General features: G+C 70.7%; 16 protein-coding genes. 6 read left to right on the top strand and 10 right to left on the bottom strand.

All coding sequences use genetic code 11. From position 1 onward, the window contains the following. Positions 1-213: 213 nt before the first annotated feature. From QFZ67_RS03880 to QFZ67_RS03840, 9 genes are all read right to left on the bottom strand, one after another. Positions 214-1,056, bottom strand: a complete 843-nt coding sequence (locus QFZ67_RS03880; protein ID WP_307659670.1) for an FkbM family methyltransferase — start codon at positions 1,054-1,056, stop codon at positions 214-216. After that, positions 1,053-1,262 carry a Trm112 family protein gene (locus QFZ67_RS03875; protein WP_307659669.1) on the bottom strand — a complete coding sequence of 70 codons (210 nt, stop codon included), beginning with the start codon at positions 1,260-1,262 and terminating at the stop codon, positions 1,053-1,055. Before QFZ67_RS03875 ends, QFZ67_RS03880 begins: the two co-directional genes overlap by 4 nt. After that, the gene (locus QFZ67_RS03870; RefSeq protein WP_373429941.1) at positions 1,252-2,148 is read right to left on the bottom strand and encodes a hypothetical protein; all 897 of its coding nucleotides are present in this window, start codon (positions 2,146-2,148) and stop codon (positions 1,252-1,254) included. Before QFZ67_RS03870 ends, QFZ67_RS03875 begins: the two co-directional genes overlap by 11 nt. A gap of 16 nt (positions 2,149-2,164) precedes the next feature. Further along, positions 2,165-2,884, bottom strand: coding sequence for a bifunctional 2-polyprenyl-6-hydroxyphenol methylase/3-demethylubiquinol 3-O-methyltransferase UbiG (locus QFZ67_RS03865; RefSeq protein ID WP_307659667.1), 720 nt, complete (start codon positions 2,882-2,884; stop codon positions 2,165-2,167). Next, entirely contained in the window at positions 2,881-4,236 is a 1,356-nt protein-coding gene (locus QFZ67_RS03860; RefSeq protein ID WP_307659666.1) for a condensation protein, read from the bottom strand. Before QFZ67_RS03860 ends, QFZ67_RS03865 begins: the two co-directional genes overlap by 4 nt. Continuing rightward, complete coding sequence (locus QFZ67_RS03855) at positions 4,233-8,510, bottom strand: alpha-(1->3)-arabinofuranosyltransferase family protein (protein ID WP_307659665.1); 4,278 nt, start codon at positions 8,508-8,510, stop codon at positions 4,233-4,235. Before QFZ67_RS03855 ends, QFZ67_RS03860 begins: the two co-directional genes overlap by 4 nt. Beyond that, positions 8,503-9,273, bottom strand: coding sequence for a class I SAM-dependent methyltransferase (locus QFZ67_RS03850; RefSeq protein WP_307659664.1), 771 nt, complete (start codon positions 9,271-9,273; stop codon positions 8,503-8,505). Before QFZ67_RS03850 ends, QFZ67_RS03855 begins: the two co-directional genes overlap by 8 nt. Before the next feature lie 7 nt (positions 9,274-9,280). Further along, the gene (locus tag QFZ67_RS03845; RefSeq protein ID WP_307659663.1) at positions 9,281-10,438 is read right to left on the bottom strand and encodes a glycosyltransferase family 4 protein; all 1,158 of its coding nucleotides are present in this window, start codon (positions 10,436-10,438) and stop codon (positions 9,281-9,283) included. A 170-nt stretch (positions 10,439-10,608) separates the two neighbouring features. Further along, positions 10,609-11,556, bottom strand: coding sequence for a DUF3068 domain-containing protein (locus tag QFZ67_RS03840; protein WP_307659662.1), 948 nt, complete (start codon positions 11,554-11,556; stop codon positions 10,609-10,611). Positions 11,557-11,722: 166 nt separating this feature from the next. On the opposite strand from QFZ67_RS03840, the gene QFZ67_RS03835 reads away from it, so the two are divergent. Next, on the top strand, positions 11,723-11,887 hold the full coding sequence (locus QFZ67_RS03835; protein WP_307659661.1) for a hypothetical protein: 165 nt from the start codon (positions 11,723-11,725) through the stop codon (positions 11,885-11,887). A gap of 23 nt (positions 11,888-11,910) precedes the next feature. Beyond that, positions 11,911-13,137: a helix-turn-helix domain-containing protein gene (locus QFZ67_RS03830; RefSeq protein WP_307659660.1), complete on the top strand. Its 1,227-nt coding sequence runs from the start codon at positions 11,911-11,913 to the stop codon at positions 13,135-13,137. 29 nt (positions 13,138-13,166) lie between these two features. On the opposite strand, the gene QFZ67_RS03825 is transcribed toward QFZ67_RS03830, so the two are convergent. After that, positions 13,167-14,507: a helix-turn-helix domain-containing protein gene (locus QFZ67_RS03825; protein ID WP_307659659.1), complete on the bottom strand. Its 1,341-nt coding sequence runs from the start codon at positions 14,505-14,507 to the stop codon at positions 13,167-13,169. A gap of 138 nt (positions 14,508-14,645) precedes the next feature. Here QFZ67_RS03825 and QFZ67_RS03820 point away from each other — a divergent pair, with 138 nt between their 5' ends. The 4 genes from QFZ67_RS03820 to QFZ67_RS03805 all read left to right on the top strand — a co-directional run bounded on the left by QFZ67_RS03820 (position 14,646) and on the right by QFZ67_RS03805 (position 17,766). Then, a complete protein-coding gene (locus QFZ67_RS03820; protein WP_307659658.1) occupies positions 14,646-15,998 on the top strand; it encodes a M64 family metallopeptidase in 1,353 nt (450 codons plus the stop codon). A gap of 144 nt (positions 15,999-16,142) precedes the next feature. After that, the gene (locus QFZ67_RS03815; RefSeq protein ID WP_307659657.1) at positions 16,143-16,571 is read left to right on the top strand and encodes a hypothetical protein; all 429 of its coding nucleotides are present in this window, start codon (positions 16,143-16,145) and stop codon (positions 16,569-16,571) included. Then, positions 16,565-16,798 carry a helix-turn-helix transcriptional regulator gene (locus QFZ67_RS03810; RefSeq protein WP_307659656.1) on the top strand — a complete coding sequence of 78 codons (234 nt, stop codon included), beginning with the start codon at positions 16,565-16,567 and terminating at the stop codon, positions 16,796-16,798. Before QFZ67_RS03815 ends, QFZ67_RS03810 begins: the two co-directional genes overlap by 7 nt. Then, positions 16,795-17,766, top strand: coding sequence for an NAD(P)-dependent alcohol dehydrogenase (locus tag QFZ67_RS03805; RefSeq protein WP_307659655.1), 972 nt, complete (start codon positions 16,795-16,797; stop codon positions 17,764-17,766). The genes QFZ67_RS03810 and QFZ67_RS03805 overlap by 4 nt, the downstream gene beginning before the upstream one ends. Positions 17,767-17,938: the final 172 nt, after the last annotated feature.

Here is a 17,938-nt window from a genome sequence, read left to right as displayed (position 1 = left end):
CGGGGCGTTGAGCCGATCCTCGAGGAGGGCGCGGCAATCATCTGTTCGCCGATGCCACGGTCGGTGAAGTCCTCGTGCTCATAGAGGCGTTGTGCCTCGGCTCGGTCCTCGTCGCGCAGCAGACGGGGCAGAATGATCGGCTTCACCCTGCCGAGCACCTGGCGCGCCGCGCGATTCACCTCCCCCTTGGGGGCCTTGAGCCGGCTGTACGCCTCAAAGGTGATCGTGGCGACCACGGTGACGGACGGTTGGTGCCGTGCGAAGGCCGCGTACGGGAGCCGCTGCCGCCGCGCGGCCGGGCTGCCGGGAGCCGTGGAGGAAGAGCACCGAATTGACGTACCGCCGCCGGAACGGGGTGAGGCTGCGGCGCAGGAGTCCGTGCTCGGCGACGTGTGCCGTCAGGGACTGGTGGCCTGACAGATCGAAATCGGACAGCGGTAGCCAGTCGCGGCCCGGCAGCACCCAGCCCCGGTAGCCATGGTGGGCGAGCAGGTTCAGCACCGGTTCCAGTGGCCCGATCCGGGCCTCCAGCTCGATGAAGAGCGCAGGTCGGTCACAGACCAGCGTCTCCTCGGCGCCGCGCAGCACGTTCAGCTCGCTTCCGTCCACATCGATCTTGATCAGGGTGATGTCGTGCAGACCGAGGCTGTCGATCCGGACGCAGGGCACCGGTATCGATCTGGTGTGCAAGTCCCTGCGGACGAGCGACGAGACACCACGGTTGCCGCGGTCGTCCGACGGCAGCCACAGCTGCGCCGTGCCGCCGTCGCGGTCCGTGGCAGCCGCGTTCACCACGTCGACGTTGGCGGGAGTGGTGGCGGCCAGCAGGCGGGCGAGGTGGGGGACCGGCTCGACTGCCACCACCCGGCCCGCCCGCCGCGCCAGCCGCCGAGACCACGGGCCGTACCAGCCGCCGACATCCACCGCCGAGCCGCCGGGCGGGCAGAAGTCGGCCAGTCGGCGCAGCTCCGGCTCATACCGCGGATACAGCAGACCGACGCCCGTGGCGACCAGTGGGGGCGGCAGATGAGGGGCGATCCGGGCGGCGAGTGTCACGGGCCGATCCGCCTGAGGATCCGCTCGTGCTCATCGTCGGGTACCCGTGCACCCGAGGAGGGAAGCAGTTGGGGGATCCCGTCGATGATCGGATAGCGGCGGCGCAGCCGCGGGTTGTAGAGGAACTGCTCGGGCAGGAGCAGCGTGAGCTGCCCCTTGTCGATCGGGCAGGCGATGATCCGGAGCAGGGGGTCGTCATGCTTCATGGGCCAATTCCTTTGCCGGGGTGGGGGGTTCGTCATGCCGCGGAAGCATCAGCAGGACGGAGACGGCGAGTGCGGTGCCGCCGAGCCGCAGCGCGAGCCGCAGCGGGTCTTCCGGCAGCGACTCGCCGAAGACGAAAGTGCCGAGCGCCGCCGTGAACAGACAGGTGACGGTCGTGCACACGGGCACGATCAGAGATGCCCGGCAGCGCTGCAGCGCGGTCTGGGACAGGATCAGGCCGGTGACTGCGGTGAACAGCAGGATGTACGGATAGGGGGACCCCAGCAGGGCGAAGACCGCGTCCCCGATACCGCGGGTCGTCAGATAGCTGGAGACGCCCTTGATGGCGAGCGAGCTGACGCCGTACAACAGCCCGACGGCGACGCCGTATTCGACGCCCGCGGTCGGCAGCCGGTGACGGCGGCGGCTCCGGCGTTCCACGGCCCAGTACAGCCACAGCCCCGCTGCGAGCGCGGGTAGGCAGATCAGCAGGACACGGCCGGCCGAGGCATGCGCGCCCACGGCGTCGGAGTCCTGGAGGGAGGCCACGACCATCAGCAGGGCGAGGGTGATCATGACCACGCCGCGTCGCTCGCGGCCGCTGGGGCGCTCGCCGAGCACGGCCGCGGAGAGCAGCAGGAGCAGCACGAGACCGGAGACGAAGATGCCCTGCGCGGCTGCGATGGGAAGGGTTCGGTAGACGGCGAGCTGTGCCGCGAAGCCGGCGGCGAGCGCGAGCGAACCGCCGAGCCACAACGGGCTGCCGATGAGCAGCCGTACGACTCGGGCCGGTTGTCCCGAGCTCAGTGGCGGCAGACCGGACAGTGCCCGCTTCTCGAGTACGAAGCCGGTGCTGTAGAAGACGTTGGCCAGCAGGGCTGAGGCCACCCCCCACCACACGGCGCTACACCCGCCTGGCGTGCACCAGGAGGATGGAGGCCATGGATGGCGCGGCACAGGCGGCCCGGTCCACAAGGCGCAGTGGGCGCGGGACACCGTGGAAGGGCGCGCCGGCCAGGGCGACCACCTCGAAGCCCGCGGCGGTGAGGAATCCCCGCAGGGCACGGGCGGTGAACAGGCGCAGATGGCCGACCACTTGGGATCCCGGCCGGCCGTGAATGGCACGCAGGCTGACCTCCGAGAAGACGGGCTGCACTCCCGCGGCCAGCAGCAACCGGTTGTACCAGGCGGCCAGGTTCGGGGTGGAGAGCATCAGATGGCCGCCCGGTTTGAGGATGCGGCGAAGCTCGTCCATCGCACTGTCGGGATCCACCAGATGCTCGATCACCTCGCTGAAGAGCACGGCGTCGGCGGTCGCGTCGGCCAACGGCAGGCCGCCCGAGGTCAGTTCACCCCGCACTACATGGTTCATCCGGGTGGCGGCCCGGCGCAGCGCGTCCTGGGACCAGTCGACACCGACGATCCGGTGATGGGGGAGGAGTGGACCCGCGGTGGCCGCCGCGGAGCCGTCGCCGCAGCCGACGTCGACGACGAGGGAGGGCTCAGGGGGCAGAACTCGGGCCAGCATCAGTGCCTGGCGGCGGCTGCGCTCGTCTCCGGAGGCGACGGGGACGGCCGGGTTCTCGTAGAACTCGCGCAGCCCCGCGGGGAGAGTTCCCGTCATGGCCCGTCACCTCCTGACGTGGCCGGCAGGGCCGCCATGGCCGCCAGATACTCCGTGAAGAAGTCGCACAGCCGCTGCCCCGCCGCGTCGTCGAGGAGCGCGCGCGACCAGCGCAGCGCCAGATGCAGTCGTCCCCCCGTGCTGGCGGTGGTCACGGTCAGCCCGCGCGGCATCGCGGCGGGAGCCGAGAACCAGACGGCCTCCGCCCGGCCGGCCTCCGCGAAGTCCAGCGGGTACGGAATGCGCCCGATGTTGCTGAGCAGCGTCGTCGAGGTCCAGGGAGCGGCAGCCCACCGAATGCCACGGGTCAGGGCGGCCCGCATCCCGACGGGCAGGGCGGGTGCGGTCAGGAGGGCGGCGGCGTGGCCGAGTTGAGGGCGGGGTGCCGACTTCAGGGCGCGGGTGCTCTCCGCGGTGCGGTGAAGCATGGCGGCGACAGCCTCGGGGCCTGGCTCCCGCGCGTACTCCTGCGCCCCGAATCCGACCTCGACGAGACGGGTGCCGTTTCCGATGGGCATCTCGGCGCCGCGGGGCCGGTCGTCGACGGGCATGGTGATGCGCATCGGGCGGGGAGGGGCATCGTGCAGCCGGTTCCAGCGGGCGATCATCAGGCAGGTGGCGACGAGGAGTTGGTCGTTGACGGTGTAGCCGGCCCCGGCCGGCCGGCGCGGCACCGGCAGATCGGCCAGCAGCAGGCCGTTTCCGCCGGTACCCCGGACGCCGGTCGCGGGTGCCACACGAGCGGGCCGGGCCGGGCCGACCATGCGGGCGGGCGGTTGTGGAACCGGCCGCCCCGCCGCGCCGACCGGATTGCGTACCGGTGACGTGGGGGAGACGGCGGCGCCGCCGTACAGCTCGGCGGCCGTGGCCAGCACGCGCAGACAGGCGGGCCCGTCCAGGGCGGTGTGGTTGAGCGTCAACAGCAGCACACACGAGCTGCCCGTCGAGGACGGCCTCACCACGTCCAGCCGGACGGGCGGGGAAACGGACAGCGGCGGAGCTTCGGACAGCGCTTTGACCCTGGCACGCTCCAGCGCACCGGGCCCCGGCTCCGGGAAGCTCACCGGATCCACGTCCGGGATGCCGGTCAACTCCCACTCGTAGCGCCGCCGGTACCAGGGGCCGGGTGCCTCGCGCACCAGAATCCGCGGGTGCCGGCGCAAGGCCTCGCCGAACGCGGCCCGAAGCCGTTCCGGATCCGGCTGCCGGGGCAGGCGCACCTCTATGTGTACGGTCTCGGGCTCCTCCTCACGGAGGCAGTGCCGGGAGATCTCATCGACAACCGGAAACGGAATCCGGCCCGGAGCGGGGTCGGCCGGGGGCCCGGGCCGGGCGGGTTGCAGGGCGGTCATCTCGGCGGGGCCTCCCTTGTGTTGAACGGTCCGATGCCGGGCGGATCAGGGTCGGGCCCCGGGCCCGGCCCGGGGCGCTCGGCAAGGCCGTTTCCCGACGGCACCCGCTGGGGCAGGGTCTGCGGATCAGGAGCCGCCGACGCAGGTGTGCCCCGCACCCGCCGGTCCACGGTGACCACGGCGGCGCACAGCGCGATGAGCGCCAGCAGTTGGGCCGGCGGGCCGAACGCACCCTGGCCGGCGGACACCGGATCGCCCGCCCCCGTCGCGGCCGCGATCCCGGCGCCGGCCATCGCCACCGCTGCGATCGGCACCAGCAGGGAGTGCCGCAGGCGGGCAACTACCGCCAGCGCGGGGACGATCAGTGCGAAGGGACCCGCCACGACCGCGACCACGAGGGTCAGCGCGACGCAGCCCAGAACCCATCCGGGCGCCGGCGGGGCCATTTCCGCGGCGGCCGGGGTGGAGCCCCGGCGGCGTACGAGCGCGAGACCCGCGAGCAGGGCCACCGCCACCGCGCCGCCGATCAGCCCGATGTCGTAGATCAGCACGGGCTCGTACTCGAGCTCGACCGTGCCGCCCGCGCCTGCGGGGATCAGCCAGGCCTGCTGCCAGCCGTCGATCCGCAACGGGATCAGCTTCTTGCCGTTCAGGGTGGCCTTCCAGCCGTCGTTTACGTTCTCGTACATCTGGAGGTAGCCGGCCTCGCCCGCGCCGACGGTGACGGACCGCCGGTCGCCGCGCCAGTCGGTTGTGGTTACCGCCCGCTGTTCGCTCACGGCGGTCGGCCGGACCTCGCCGCGGGTCAGCGTGATGTCGGTGAGGGCGAGGGGACCTTCGTCGCCCGCCTCCACCTGGTGCAGCCCTCGGCCCAGCGCAAGAGTGCCGTCCGGTGTCCGGCAGAGCTTGACCTCGACCGGCCGGCGCTCCGTCAGGTCGCGCACCGTTCCCGACGCGCTCGTGGCGTGCAGCGTGCCGTCGACGGCGACGGGAGGGCCTTCGCCGCACGGCACGGAGAACCTCAAGTGCGAGGCCGGGGGCGGTGTGCGAAGGTCGGCGAGCGCCGGAACGTAGACCTCGCTGAGGCCGACCGGCAACTGCATCCGGTTGTCGGCAACGGGGTTGTGGACGGTCATCGGCGCGGCCCGGCTGATGGTGATGTCGAGCCGGTCCGTGGTGATCGGCTCGAAGCGGGCCAGGCCGTTCTCGTCGACGCCGGCCGTCACGGCGCCGTTCGGGGTGCTGATCAGTATCTGCTCGGGCCGGGTGGAGAGTCCGCCCGCGGCCGCGAGGACGATCTCGTCGATGGTCTTCCGGCCGGGCCAGCGCAGATGGATGACCGGCCGGTCGCCGGCGATCCACGCGGTGGTCAGGTCCTCATCGACGAGATTGCGGGGACTGAGGCCGTTCCCGAGTCGGCTGGTCGAGTCGGCGGTCGCCGTGATCCGCCGCCCCTGCCGCGGATCGGCGCCCGTGACGAGCCGGTCGAGCGCCTCGCCCGGCACCGGCAGCGCCTGAGCGGTGACGGCGAAGTCTCCGCCCCGGCCGACGCTGAGCCGACGGTGCAGGCCCTCCTCTGCCGAGGCAGGCGAGAGACCGCCCGGGTCGCTGCCGCGGTGGAGCGAGAACACCTCCGCCCGGGCCTCGGTGTCGCGCGCGTCGGTGGGAAGCCGGAGCAGCCGGGTCACCTGGACGCCGGGGACGGAGACCTCGCTGAAGCCCGCGCCACCCAGTCCGGCCTTCGGGGACTGGGCCGCCAGGACGGTGATCTTCAGCCACTTGGCCTGCCCTGCGGGTGCCTTGACCGGCTGCGGGTTTCCGTTCGGTGCCAGCGGGCTGTCCTCGAAGCCGTGGTCGGTCTCGACCCGTACGAATGTGGGGGCGGCCCGCATTCCGTCGCCGGGCAGCGGAGTGAGCTGAAGCGAGGCGGGGATGTCGGTGGGCGAGGAGAAGCCGATACGGAGCCACTGGCCCGCGGCGTTTTTGGCACTGCCCTCGGCCCACGCGGTCCCCGGGTTGCCGTCGAAGGCGTTCACCGGGTCGTACTGCGGCAGGTGGAACAGCCAGTTGCCACTGCTGGATGCGGTCACCGAGGCGGCGCCCCGCAGGACGGCCGTCGTCTGGTGCCCGGTGCCCTTCATCGGCAGGATCTGCCGCGGTTGCTCGCCCGGGTCCTGCAGGCTCCCGGTGGGGTTCCGTTCATCCGCGGTGTAGGTGTACGAGGTGTTGCTGTTGACCAGCCCGAAGCGGGTGTCGGCGCGGCGCAGCCCGTCCGCGACGTACTGCGCGGCAGGTGTGCCGAGCCCCGGGTGGTTGTCCCCGGTGAGCACGGTGGGGCGGTTCCGCAGTCGCGGATCGGCGGACAGTTGCAGCAGCGCTTCGGGGCCGCCGCTGACCACGGCGGTGTCTGCGACTGCCTGAAGGCCGGCCTGGCCGGGCCGCCGGGCGTTGCCGGCCGGTTCGTAGATCTCGACGGCCTGCATCCGCGGGAAGATGCCCTGGACCTGCAACGGTGTGCCGCTGGGGATCCGGCCGCCGGTGAGTACCGGGTCGAATCCGGCGACTCTCCGGTAGCCGGAGGCCTCCAGGGTGCGCTTCACGGTGATCGGCGGGACGTATCCGATCTGGTCCGGGTCGAGGTCGTTGCGTACGACGACGAAGTAGAGGCCGGCGCGCGACAAGTAGTCGCGCAGGCCCGGAACTTCGCTGCCACTCATGAGCGCCTGCTCCACCGCGTCCATCGCTCGTCGCGAGCCGGGCGTCCCGAAGGGCACGAAGTCCCGCTGTGCCCAAGGGGAGTCGGCGAGCACGTCGAAGGGCTGGTCGATGGGAGAGCCCCAGGTGTAGAGGCCGTGGGAGGTGGCGGGGACGACGAGGGCACGGCTGTCGGGCGAGTTCTTCTCCAGCCAGTCGGCGGCCTGCGTCCACTGGCCCGGCAGCTTCTTGAAGGCGCCGGGCTGCAGGATCGTCCCGTTCACGTACGGCCAGGCCAGACCGGGCAGTACCAGCAGCGTGGCGATCACGGGGGCGTAACGCCGCGCGGGGAACGGCCGGGCGCCGCGGCTCTCGCTCGCCGCCGCCACCAGGTGCATCAGCCCGAAAGCGAGCGCGAGTGCGAGCCCGGGCTGGAACTTGTAGATGCTCCTGAAGGGCCGCAGCGACCCGTTCAGCCAGTCCCGGACCCCGTCGTGGAAGGGCGCGCCGAAGGAACCGGCGTATCCGGCCAGGGCGATCAGGACGACGACCAGCACGGTGAGCAGCAGCCAGCGGCGCTCGGGCAGATCGCGCCGGGCCAGGCCTCCGAGCCCCAACGCGGCGGCGAACGCCGAGCCGAGAATGGTGACCGTCGCCGTCGCCACGGTCCAGCCGGCGGGCAGCCAGGCTTCGCCGAAGTGGAGGTAGGCGACCCAGTTGCCGGCGCCGCGCAGCAGTTCGGTCGCCGACATCGTGCCGGTCGTGGTGTCGGCCTGTTCGACGTACGGCATGAAGTCCTCGCCGTAGACGCCGAGCAGCAGCAAGGGGATCACCCACCAGGCGGTGGCGAGCACGACACCGGGAACCCACCAGGCGATCAGGGCGCGCTTGCGGGGACCTGCCGGGCGGCTGAGCAGATAGAGCCCTACTGGCAGCAGGGAGGCGAGCGTCGATGCCGCGTTGACCCCGCCCATGAAGGGGATCAGCAGAGCCGACGTGGCCGCGGCCACCCGTGGGCTGGTGCGGGTGCCGGTGAGCGGCAGCAGCACCCACGGAAGCATCGAGCCGGGGAGCGCGGCCGCCGAGGTGGAGCCGACGACGATGGTGAAGGTGGGCCACAGCGCGTAGCCGACGGCGCCGAGCAGCCGGGTCCGTGCGCTGCCGATGTCCATGCGCTCGGCGAGCCGCAGGGCGCCCCAGAACGCGGTGGCCACGATTAGCGAGAGCCACAGCCGCTCGGCAAGCCACACCGGGATGTGCGCGAGGTCGGTGAGTGCGTAGTACGGGAGGGTCGGGAAGGCGTATCCGGCGTACTGGTTGGAGAGTCCGCCGAAACCGGCGCGGCTCTGCCACAGCTCCCCGAGGTCGCCGATGAACTTCCATGGGTCGGCGACCACTCCGAGCTTGGTCTCGAAGGTCATCCTGCCCGGTGAGACGGAGAGGAACGCGACGAAGACCGCCGCCCAGAAGGCCAGCAGCCACGATCTGCGGCGCGGCCGGCCGGCCGGCTGGGGCGGCGGTGCGGTGGGCCGGGGCCGTCCGGGCCGGCTCGGGGGGAGGGTCAACGTCGTCTCAGCCACGGGTGGCTCGCAGTTGACTGTTCATCGCTGCTGCCGTTTCTGTTCGGCGCCGGAGGATGAGGAGGAGGTTCCAGGTGGCGATCTCGCGCAGGCCCGGAACGCGGGTGACGGCCTGTGCGAGGAACGGCCAGTACCGCGAGCGGGCCGTTACGAGGGACACGTCGTCGCGGGCGCGCACCTGACGCAGGGTCGGGCCGATGTGGATCGCGAAGAGGTTCTCGCCGAGTGCGTGCTTGGCGGGGCGTCCGGTCCGTCTCAGGTACCGGGCGCGGGCACGGTCGGCACCCAGGTAGTGCCAGGGCGCCCACTCGTGACCGCCCCAGGGGGAGAGCCAGTTGGTGAACGAGACGTAGATCAGCCCGCCCGGGCGGGTGACGCGGATCAGCTCGCTGAGGAATGTCTGCGGATCGGCGACGTGCTCCAGCACGTTGGAGGAGAAGCAGACGTCTGCGACGCCGTCGGCCAGGGGCAGCAGATAGCCGTCGGCGACCACCGAGCCCGCGGGGACGGTGCCCCGCGCGCCCAGTTCCCGCAGATCGGGCTCGAAGAGATAGCTCTGCGCACCGCGCCGCCGGAACTCCTCGGTGAAGTGGCCGCGTCCGCCGCCCACATCCACCACCAGCCGGTCGTGCAGGGGCGTCTGCCGCTCCAGCTGGTCGGCCGCATCCTGGGCGAGCAGGCTGTAGCACCGGTCCGGGTCGGTCTGCTCGCCCATGAACGCCCGGAAGAGCGTGATGGACCTGCGTATGGAGGGATCCTTCACCGCCGCATCACCTCCGCTGCATGGCGGCCTCCGCGGCCGCCGCCCGGAACTGCCGGACCGTGGCGCCCCAGTGGAAGTCCGCGGCCCGCTGCCCGGCCGCCCGGCCGAGCGCCTCACGCCGCTCGGGGCTGAGCGCCAGCGTGCACCAGGCCGCAGCGAACGAGCTCTCGCCGCGGGCGAGGAGGCCGGTGACGCCGTCCTCGATCGAGTCTCTGAGTCCGGGCACGTCGAAGCCGATGGCAGGCGTGGACCGGGCCGCCGCCTCGGTCACCACCAGCCCCCAGCCCTCGACGAGCGAGGGGTGCAGCAACACCCAGGCCGCGCACAGCAGCCGGTGCTTCTCGGCCTCCGAGACCCGGCCGGTGAAGGTCACGCCGGGCCCGGCGAGGGCTTCCAGCCTGGCCCGTTCCGGCCCGTCACCCACGATGACCAGCCGGCCTCCGGTGACCGGTCTGACCCTCTCCCACAGACGCAGCAGCAGCTCTATCCGCTTGTATTCGACGAGGCGTCCCACGGCGAGAAACAGCGGCTCTGCCGATGTGGGGGCGAGCGGGCCCGGCTCCTCGACACCGTTGTGGACGAGCCGGATCCGCTCGCGCGGGACACCGAGGCCGTGGAGCGCGTCCGCCGTCGAAGGGGAGACGGCGACCAGCAGGTTGCCGCTGTGGGCGCGGGTCAGTGCCCAGCGCTCGAGCCTTTTGCCGAGCCTGGCGGCGGGGCCGGGGAAACGCTCGCCCCAGATGTCGGTGTGCACATGGTTGACCAGGCAGAGCGTCGGTCCACGGTGCCACAGCGGGGCGAGGTACGGCATGCCGTTGCACACCTCGACGAACAGGTCGCAGTCACCGACCTGCCGTTCGAAGGCGCGGCGGGCGCGCAGGAAGTGTCCGGCGTCCGAGCCGGCCGAGACCACACGGTAGTCGCGGAAGGCAGCGGGACCGCCGCACAGGAGCGTGACCTGGTGTCCGTGAGCGGTGAGCCCGTCGGCGATACGGTCGATGAGCAGTTCGGAGCCGCCGGCGGCCGGGTTGCCGAGGTCGCGGCGGGCGAGGAAGACGATCCGGCGGGGATGCGGAGGAGGGCCGGACGGAGGGCCGTGCTGCGGGGACTTCGGCGGATGGTGGGGGACTGGCGCGCGCAACATGGGGGGTACGTGCTGGGGCATTCGAGCTCCAACTCGCCTCGGGTGCGGGACGGTGGGGGATGTTGGTGGCGCGAGCGGTTGACGGCGGGGTGGGGTTGGTAGTGTCCGCCCGGCTGTTCGACGCCGCTACTCACGGCGGTGACAAATTTGGCCTGTCCTGGAGCTGACGCTCCATCACATTGTGCGCATTTCTAGGGATTCGGGCGTTCCCTTCCGCGCACGACGAGTACGACACCCGCAGCCGCCAGCACGAGCCCGGCCGCTCCCGCGCCGATCGGCGCGGTGTCACCCAGCGCCCGCAGTCTGCCGCTGTCCGCCTTCGCCAGAGCCACCTGCTCGCGCTGGGTCTCCGGGGTGAACTCCAGCCCCGCGCTGTCCAGCAGGACCACCTTCGCCTCATCGGAACCGGGCGCGCGCAGCGTCTTGCGGGGAGCGATACTCGCGTTCATGACGCGGCCGGTCCGCCGGTCGACGACGAGCTCGATGCCGTCGTTGGCGTACCACTCCTCGGCATGCACCTGGCTCTGCTTCGGCACGCCGACCAGCCGCCCCGGTACCTGCCGGGTGCCCGTCCGGGTGTCCTTCACGGATCCGGTGAACCGGTAACCCTCGTAGCCCGCGACCTTCTTGGTGCCCTTGAACTCCAACCGGACGGTGGCTCCCAGCGTGCTGTCCCACCAGGCGTAACCCCGTTTCTGCACGTCGAAGGGGAACTTGAGGTAGGCCTCGCCCTGGTACTCCGGCGTCTCTCCGCAGCAGTGCACCGGAGCGTTGGTCCGGCGGTCGGTCACCCAGCGCTCCAGCGTCCACTGGTAGGACCTGCGCGGGTCGCGGAAGGCCAGCGTGTCGGGGGTGTCGATGGCCGTGGACACGTCCCACACCGCCCGCCCGCTGCGCTCGCTCGCGGCGACATCGCCCAGCACTCGTCGGGTGATGGTGATTGGTTTCTCCTGGACGGGTCTGAGGCTCTTGGTGTCGAAGTATTCGCCGGTGCCGGTGAAGACCGTGGTGACATCGACATCGGTCGGGGTGCGTTTGGCGCGTGGCTCGACGTACCAGGCGAGCATCGGAGCCAGTACGAGCAGAAAGACGCCGATACCCAACAGGACCAGCGACAATGGCGAAGCGGTACGACGCATGGGGGGCACTCCCGGACAGAGGGTGGATTCAGGATGGTGCGCGTCTGTACGGGCCGGGACCGTAGGCGCCCTCTTGACGAAGTGTCAATGCCCCTCACAGACTGGGCAATCGCCGAGCCGGTGCCGTGGGGGCGGGGTGCCTTCCGACCGAGAGGCTCGCTGAACCATGCACAGACTGACCGCCGCCGTGCTGACCACCATGGCCGCTGCCGCCCTCGCCGTGGGGGTCGCTTTCGGCATCGTCGCCGCACTGAACGCCACACCCGAGCAGCCCAATGTGCCTCTCGTCTCCTTCGAGACGGGCGGGCCGACGGCGTCCCCGCAGCCGTAGCCTGACCAGCGAGGGAGGAACCCATGGCCGTGCGCACGGCCTGGCGGGACGTACCCCGCCCGCGGGCACGCAAGTTCGCATCCCTGGCCATGGCCGAGGTGCCCGCACTCGCCCAGGCCATCCTGGAGGAGATCCGCAGGGAGTACCCCGGCCTGCCGCTCGCCGTCGACGACTCGGGCGAGCCCATGGCCCTGATCGGCATCCGCGGGGCGCTGGAGGACTTCGTGGGCCACCTCGTGGTGGAGGAGAACCGGCCGCACGGGCGTCAGCTGGAGGTCTTCCAGGAGTTCGGCCGCGGCGAAGTGCTGCAGGGCCGCAGCCTGGACTCGCTCCAGGCCATCTACCGGCTCGGCGTTCGGCTCGCGTGGCGTCGCTTCTCCGAGATCGGGCAGCAGGTCGAGATCCCGCCGCCGGCCATGTACGAGCTGGTGGAGTCGGGCTTCGAGTATCTCGAAGGGCTCGTCGCACAGTCCGTACGCGGCTACGCCGAAGCCGCCGCCCGCCAGGCCGGCGAACGGCTGCGACTGCAGCGGCGGTTGATCAGCCTGATGCTCAGCGAGCACCGCACGGATCCCACCGATGCCCTTGCCGAGCATGCCGAGCGTATCGGCTGGCCGCTGCCCGAACAGGTCGCCGTCGGAGTACTGATGCGACCGGCCCCGGAGTCCGTCGCCCCGGCAGTGGGTCAGGACGTGCTGCTGGACATGGAGTACGAGCAGCCGCGCATGGTCGTCCCCGAGCCGGACGCGGCCGGCCGGCCGGAACTCCTGGAGCGTGCGATGACGGGCTGGTCCGGCGCGATGGGACCCCCGGTTTTGCTCGCCGAGGCCGCCAAGTCGCTGCACTGGGCCTTCGCCGCCGTACGCCTGATGGAGCGCGGGCTGCTCCCGGCCGGCCAGGTCCTGCGCTGCACGGAGCACACCGAGGCGCTGGTCCTGCTGCCGCCCGAGGAGCTGATCGAGGACCTCGCCCGTCGCTGCCTGGCGCCGCTCGACCAGTGCACCCCCGCGCACAGCCGACGACTCGTCGAGACGCTGCTCGCCTGGCTGGAGACCCGTGGCGGCGCCCCCGAGGTCGCGGCACGACTCGGCGTCCATCCCCAGACCGTGCGCTACCGATTACGCCAGATCCGCGAACTGCTGGGCGACGAGGTGGACGATCCGGACCGGCGCTTCAAGCTGGAACTGGTGTTACGGGCCCGGCGCCTGCGCGATGCGGGGCCGGCTCGGGACGCCGAGGCTGTCCCGTAGTGCTCCCACCGGCCATTGGCCGGACCGCCTCAGCGCTGCGGGAACGACGGAGCCGCCGGGGCTGGTCCCAGGGTCGTCGTGCCCGGGGCTGCCCGGTGGCCCAGTCCCGTGCGGTACGCGTCCAGAGCGGCCTCGGTGCGGCCGCTGCGGCGCAGCAGGTCGCCCAGCAGACGGCACAGGTCGGCGAGGTCGCCGCTGGCTCCGCTGCGCTCCAGCAGCGCCAGCGCCAAGACGTAGTGCTCCTCGGCGGCCTCGCCCTCGCCCCGCTCCTCGGCGATCAGCCCGAGCAGCCGGTGCGCGCCGCCTGCGTGCACCGCGCCGTGCCGGTCGCCGAGTTCCAGTAGCGCCGAGAGCAGGCCGGCAGCCTCGTCGTGCCGCCCGAGCCGCCGCAGTACATCGGCCAGCTCCACCTCCACCTGGGCGGTGTAGAGAATGGCGCGCTTGGCGGTCAGCATGTCCCGGGCGGTGCGCAACTCCTGTTCGGCGAGGGCGAGTTCGCCGTTCTGTGCCTGGACGTAGCCGCGCATCCAGTGGCAGTGCGCGAGATCGGTACGTAGCCTCAGCTGCCGGTAGATCGCCTGGGCCTTGGCGAGCGAGGCGTCGGCGTCGGCCGTGCGTCCTTCGGCGAGGAACGTACGGGCCACCTGCCGGTGCATGCCCGCCACCAGCACCGGATCGTTGACCTGCGGCGCCAGGGCCAGGGCGAGCTCGGCGGCGTGCGCGGCGCGGGCGTGGGCGCCCATGTCGATGTACGGGCCGATGACGGCGGCGTACAGCAGGACCAGCGCCTCGGGGTCGGCCAGGCCGCTCGCGCCGAGCTCGTCGATGGTGGACTCAAGGAGATAGCAGGCGTAGCGCAGCTCCCCGGCGAGGAGGTGCGCGATGGCGCGGCCCCGGATCGCGCGGGCACGGCGTGGCAGCGGTTCACCGGCCAGGAGCCGCTCCGCCGCCTCGAAGTGCCGTCCCGCGTTGGCGAGTTCACCTGTCTCCAGTGCGCATTCACCGAGTCCGAGCAGCGCCTCGGCCTGCTCGGGAGCGAGGTCGAGGTGTTCCGCGTCGGTGAGGAGCCGGCGGTAGCGGACGGCGGCCTCGTCGGCGGCGCCGGTGGCGAGCTGCTGCTGGGCATCGGTGAGGGCGAGCCGCAGCTCGGTGGCCAGATGCGCGGGGCGTCCGGTGGCCAGTTCCTCGAACGAGGTGCCGAGCCGCTCCGCGAGGAAACGAAGCGCGGTCTCGGAAGGCCGGACCTTGCCGGACTCCAGTGTCGAGACGTACGCGGGCGTGTACGAGGGTTCTGCCAACTGCCGTTGTGTCAGACCGCGTTGGTTGCGCAGTTGATGCACCCGGCGGCCGATCTCGGCCGGTTCGTCCATGGGAACCCCCTGGTTCTCGAACTCCCCAGTATTCAGGGGCAGTAGGCATTGCGCACGTCCTGTTCCTCCGCCTAGTTTAAGCAACTCGTTCATCGCGTTTACTCAGTCACTTAACTTCCGTATCAGGGGGAGGACTTCATGCGTTCAGCACGGCGCAGAGTTATGGCGGCGGTCGGCGTGGCCGCTGCCCTCGCGGCCGTACTGGCCGCCGCACCCGGCGGCGCGGCCGCGGATCCGGTGACGCCCGGCAGGGCCGGGGTCGAGGTCGAGATACCCGGCCCGGAACACGGCACAGCCGCCGGATCCGGCCACACGCGCGTACCGCAGGAGGGCCGGGACCAGCCGTCCTCCCGGCTCTCGGCGGCCGAGGAGGCCGCCGACGGTGAGGTCACCAAGCTGATAGACAACGGCTCCACCGCCGACCGGCTGGACATCGTCGTCGTAGGGGACGGCTATACCGCCGCCGAGCTGGCGCAGTTCCACACCGACGCCAAGGAGAAATGGGCCGAGTTGGCGGCCGTCGAGCCGTACACGACGTACCAGAGCCTCTTCAACGTCTGGGCCGTGGACGCCGTGTCGAACGAGTCCGGCGTCTCGGGCGACCCCGGGCCGGCCATCGTCCGGGACACCGCCCTGGGTTCGTACTTCTGGTGCGACGACATCGAGCGGCTGCTGTGCATCGACCAGGACAAGGTCGACGGGTACGTGGCGAAGGCGCCGGAGGCCGACTTGGTGCTCGTCCTCGCCAACAGTGCCAAGTACGGCGGCGCGGGCTACAACGAACCGAGCGCGACCCTCGGCTACGAGGGCATCTCGACCGCCTCGGCGGGCAACGAGAAGTCCGGCCAGGTCGCAATCCACGAGACCGGTCACTCGCTGGGCAAGCTCGCCGACGAGTATTACTACCCCGGCTACCCGGACTACGAGAAGTACACGGGCCCCGAGCCCGCCGATTCCAATGTCTCCACACTGGCAGCCGAGGACATGTCCGAGCAGCGCGCCAAGTGGCACCGCTGGCTCGGCGAGGAGTCGCCCGACGGCGGCACGGTCGGCACGTACGAGGGCGGGGGCTACTACGTCACGGGGCTGTACCGGCCCACCGACAACTCCCTGATGCGTGTCCTCGGCAAGCCCTTCAACCTGCCCGGTGTCGAGGCGGTGATCGCCGGCTTCTACCGGCATGCGAGGGTCGTCACCGCGGTCACCCCCACCGGTCGAACCCTCCGGCTGGGAGAGACCGCGAAGGCCGCCGTACCCCGGCTGACGGGCGCGGACGGGCGCCAGCTGAGGATCCGCTGGTATCTGGACGGCAGGGAGTTGAAGCCCTTCGCGGGCCGTACTCAGGTGCGTGTGTCGGACGTTGCCCTGTGGCTGCTCGACCTGCGCACGCACAATTTGTCGGTCACCGCCGAGGACCGTACGCCCTCAGTGCGAGACCGGAGAATCGCCGCGACGCTGAAGTCCACCGTCAGCTGGCAGCTCCGGCTCTGACGCCGGCCGGCCGAGCGGGCCACAAACGAAAAGGGGCCGCCGCCTCCCGGGTGTCCGGGAGGCGGCGGCCTCCTTGGTGGCCCCACCGTGCACGTGATGTGAAGAATCTTTGACACGGTGTCTGAGTTGCTTTACATTCATGGAATGCCATACGAAGAGAAGAGCGCATGGGTCATGGGGGTGCTCGCGGTCGGTACGTATACGGGCTACCTCGTCGTCATTCTTGGGCGAGCGGGGGACACCCCCCTCGTGGACGTGCCGTACGTGGCGGCGCTGCTGTGGGCCTTGGGCGTCTCGATCGCAGCGTCGATCGTGCTCCATATGCTCATCGGGATGTTCTGGTCGAAGGACGCCTACAAGAAGGACCAGCGCGACAGGGAAATCAATCGGTTCGGCGAACACATCGGCCAGTCATTCGTCGTCATCGGGGGAGTGGCAGCGCTCGGCATGTCGATGGCCGAGCTGGATCACTTCTGGATCGCCAATGCCGTCTACCTGGCGTTCGTACTGTCGGCGATGCTCGGTTCCACGGCCAAGATCGTCGCGTATCGCCGAGGTTTTCAGTCATGGTGAAGCCCACCAGGGTCACGAACGCGATCCGAGCCCTCCGGTTCACGCACGGAGAGATGACTCAAGCGGATCTGGCCGAACGCATCGGTGTGTCACGCCAGACCGTCATTGCCATCGAACAGGGCAGGTATTCACCTTCACTCGAATTGGCATTTCAGATCGCCAGGGTGTTCAGCGTTCCGCTCGACACTGTGTTCCAGTACCCGGACAGCGAAGGAAAGACACCATGAAGGCAATAGTCCAAGAGAAGTACCGGTCACCCGATGGCCTGGAACTCAAGGAGATCGACAAGCCGGTTGTCGGCGATGACGACGTGCTCGTACGCGTTCACGCCGCCGGCGTCGACCAGGGCGTCTGGCACCTCGTCACGGGCCTGCCGTACCTGCTTCGCATCGTGGGATTCGGGCTGCGCAGACCCAAAACCCGTGTTCCCGGTCTGGATGTCGCAGGGCGTGTAGAGGCAGTCGGCCGGAACGTGATCCGGTTCCAGCCCGGCGACGAGGTGTTCGGCACCTGTGCGGGCTCCTACGCCGAGTACGCCTGCGCGCACCAGGACAAGTTCGCGCCCAAGCCGGCGAACGTCACCTTCGAGCAGGCGGCGGCAGTCCCCACCTCCGCTTTCGCCGCCCTCCAGGGTCTTCGCGGCGGCGCACAGATCCAGGCGGGACAGAAGGTGCTGGTCATCGGTGCGGGCGGAGGCGTCGGGACGTTCGCGGTGCAGTTGGCCAAGGAGTTCGGAGCGAATGTCACCGGTGTGTGCAGCACGAAGAAGACGGACCTGGTCCGCTCGATCGGTGCTGACGACGTCATCGACTACACACGCGAGGACTTCGCGGACAGTCGGCGCCAGTACGACCTGATCCTCGACACCGCGGGTGGTCGTTCGCTGTCCCACCTACGGCGTGCTCTCAGCCCTCGGGGAACTCTCGTCATCGTCGGATCCGAAGCGGGAGGACGGTGGGTGCATGGCATCGACCGCGCGCTCCGGGCGGCGCTGCTGTCACCGTTCGTAAGTCAGAATCTGCGGATGCTGGTGTCCACGGAGCGTGCGGAGGACATCCAGTTGCTGGGGAAACTGATCGAGGCCGGCAAACTGACTCCGGTCGTCGACAGGACGTACTCGCTGAGTGAGGTTCCCAAGGCCATTGAGTACCTGAGGGCCGGCCACGCATGCGGCAAGGTCGTCATCACGGTGTGAGGAGACCAGCCCGTGCTGTGCGGGTGTGCCGGGCCAGGGCGGCTTGCCCGGTGTCGGCCAGTTCGGTCGGACGACGTCTGAGGGAAAGCCGCCCCCGAGTGCACTTTGTCGGGCTTGCAGGGGACGTACCGGCGTGGGAGACCGTCACCGTGACGGGCAATCCGACAAGTGC

Origin of the sequence: Streptomyces sp. V1I1 (assembly GCF_030817355.1) — a bacterium.
Lineage (GTDB): Bacteria > Actinomycetota > Actinomycetes > Streptomycetales > Streptomycetaceae > Streptomyces.
The sequence above is the reverse complement of the archived record's forward strand: the minus strand, read 5'-3'. Positions and strand labels throughout refer to the sequence as shown.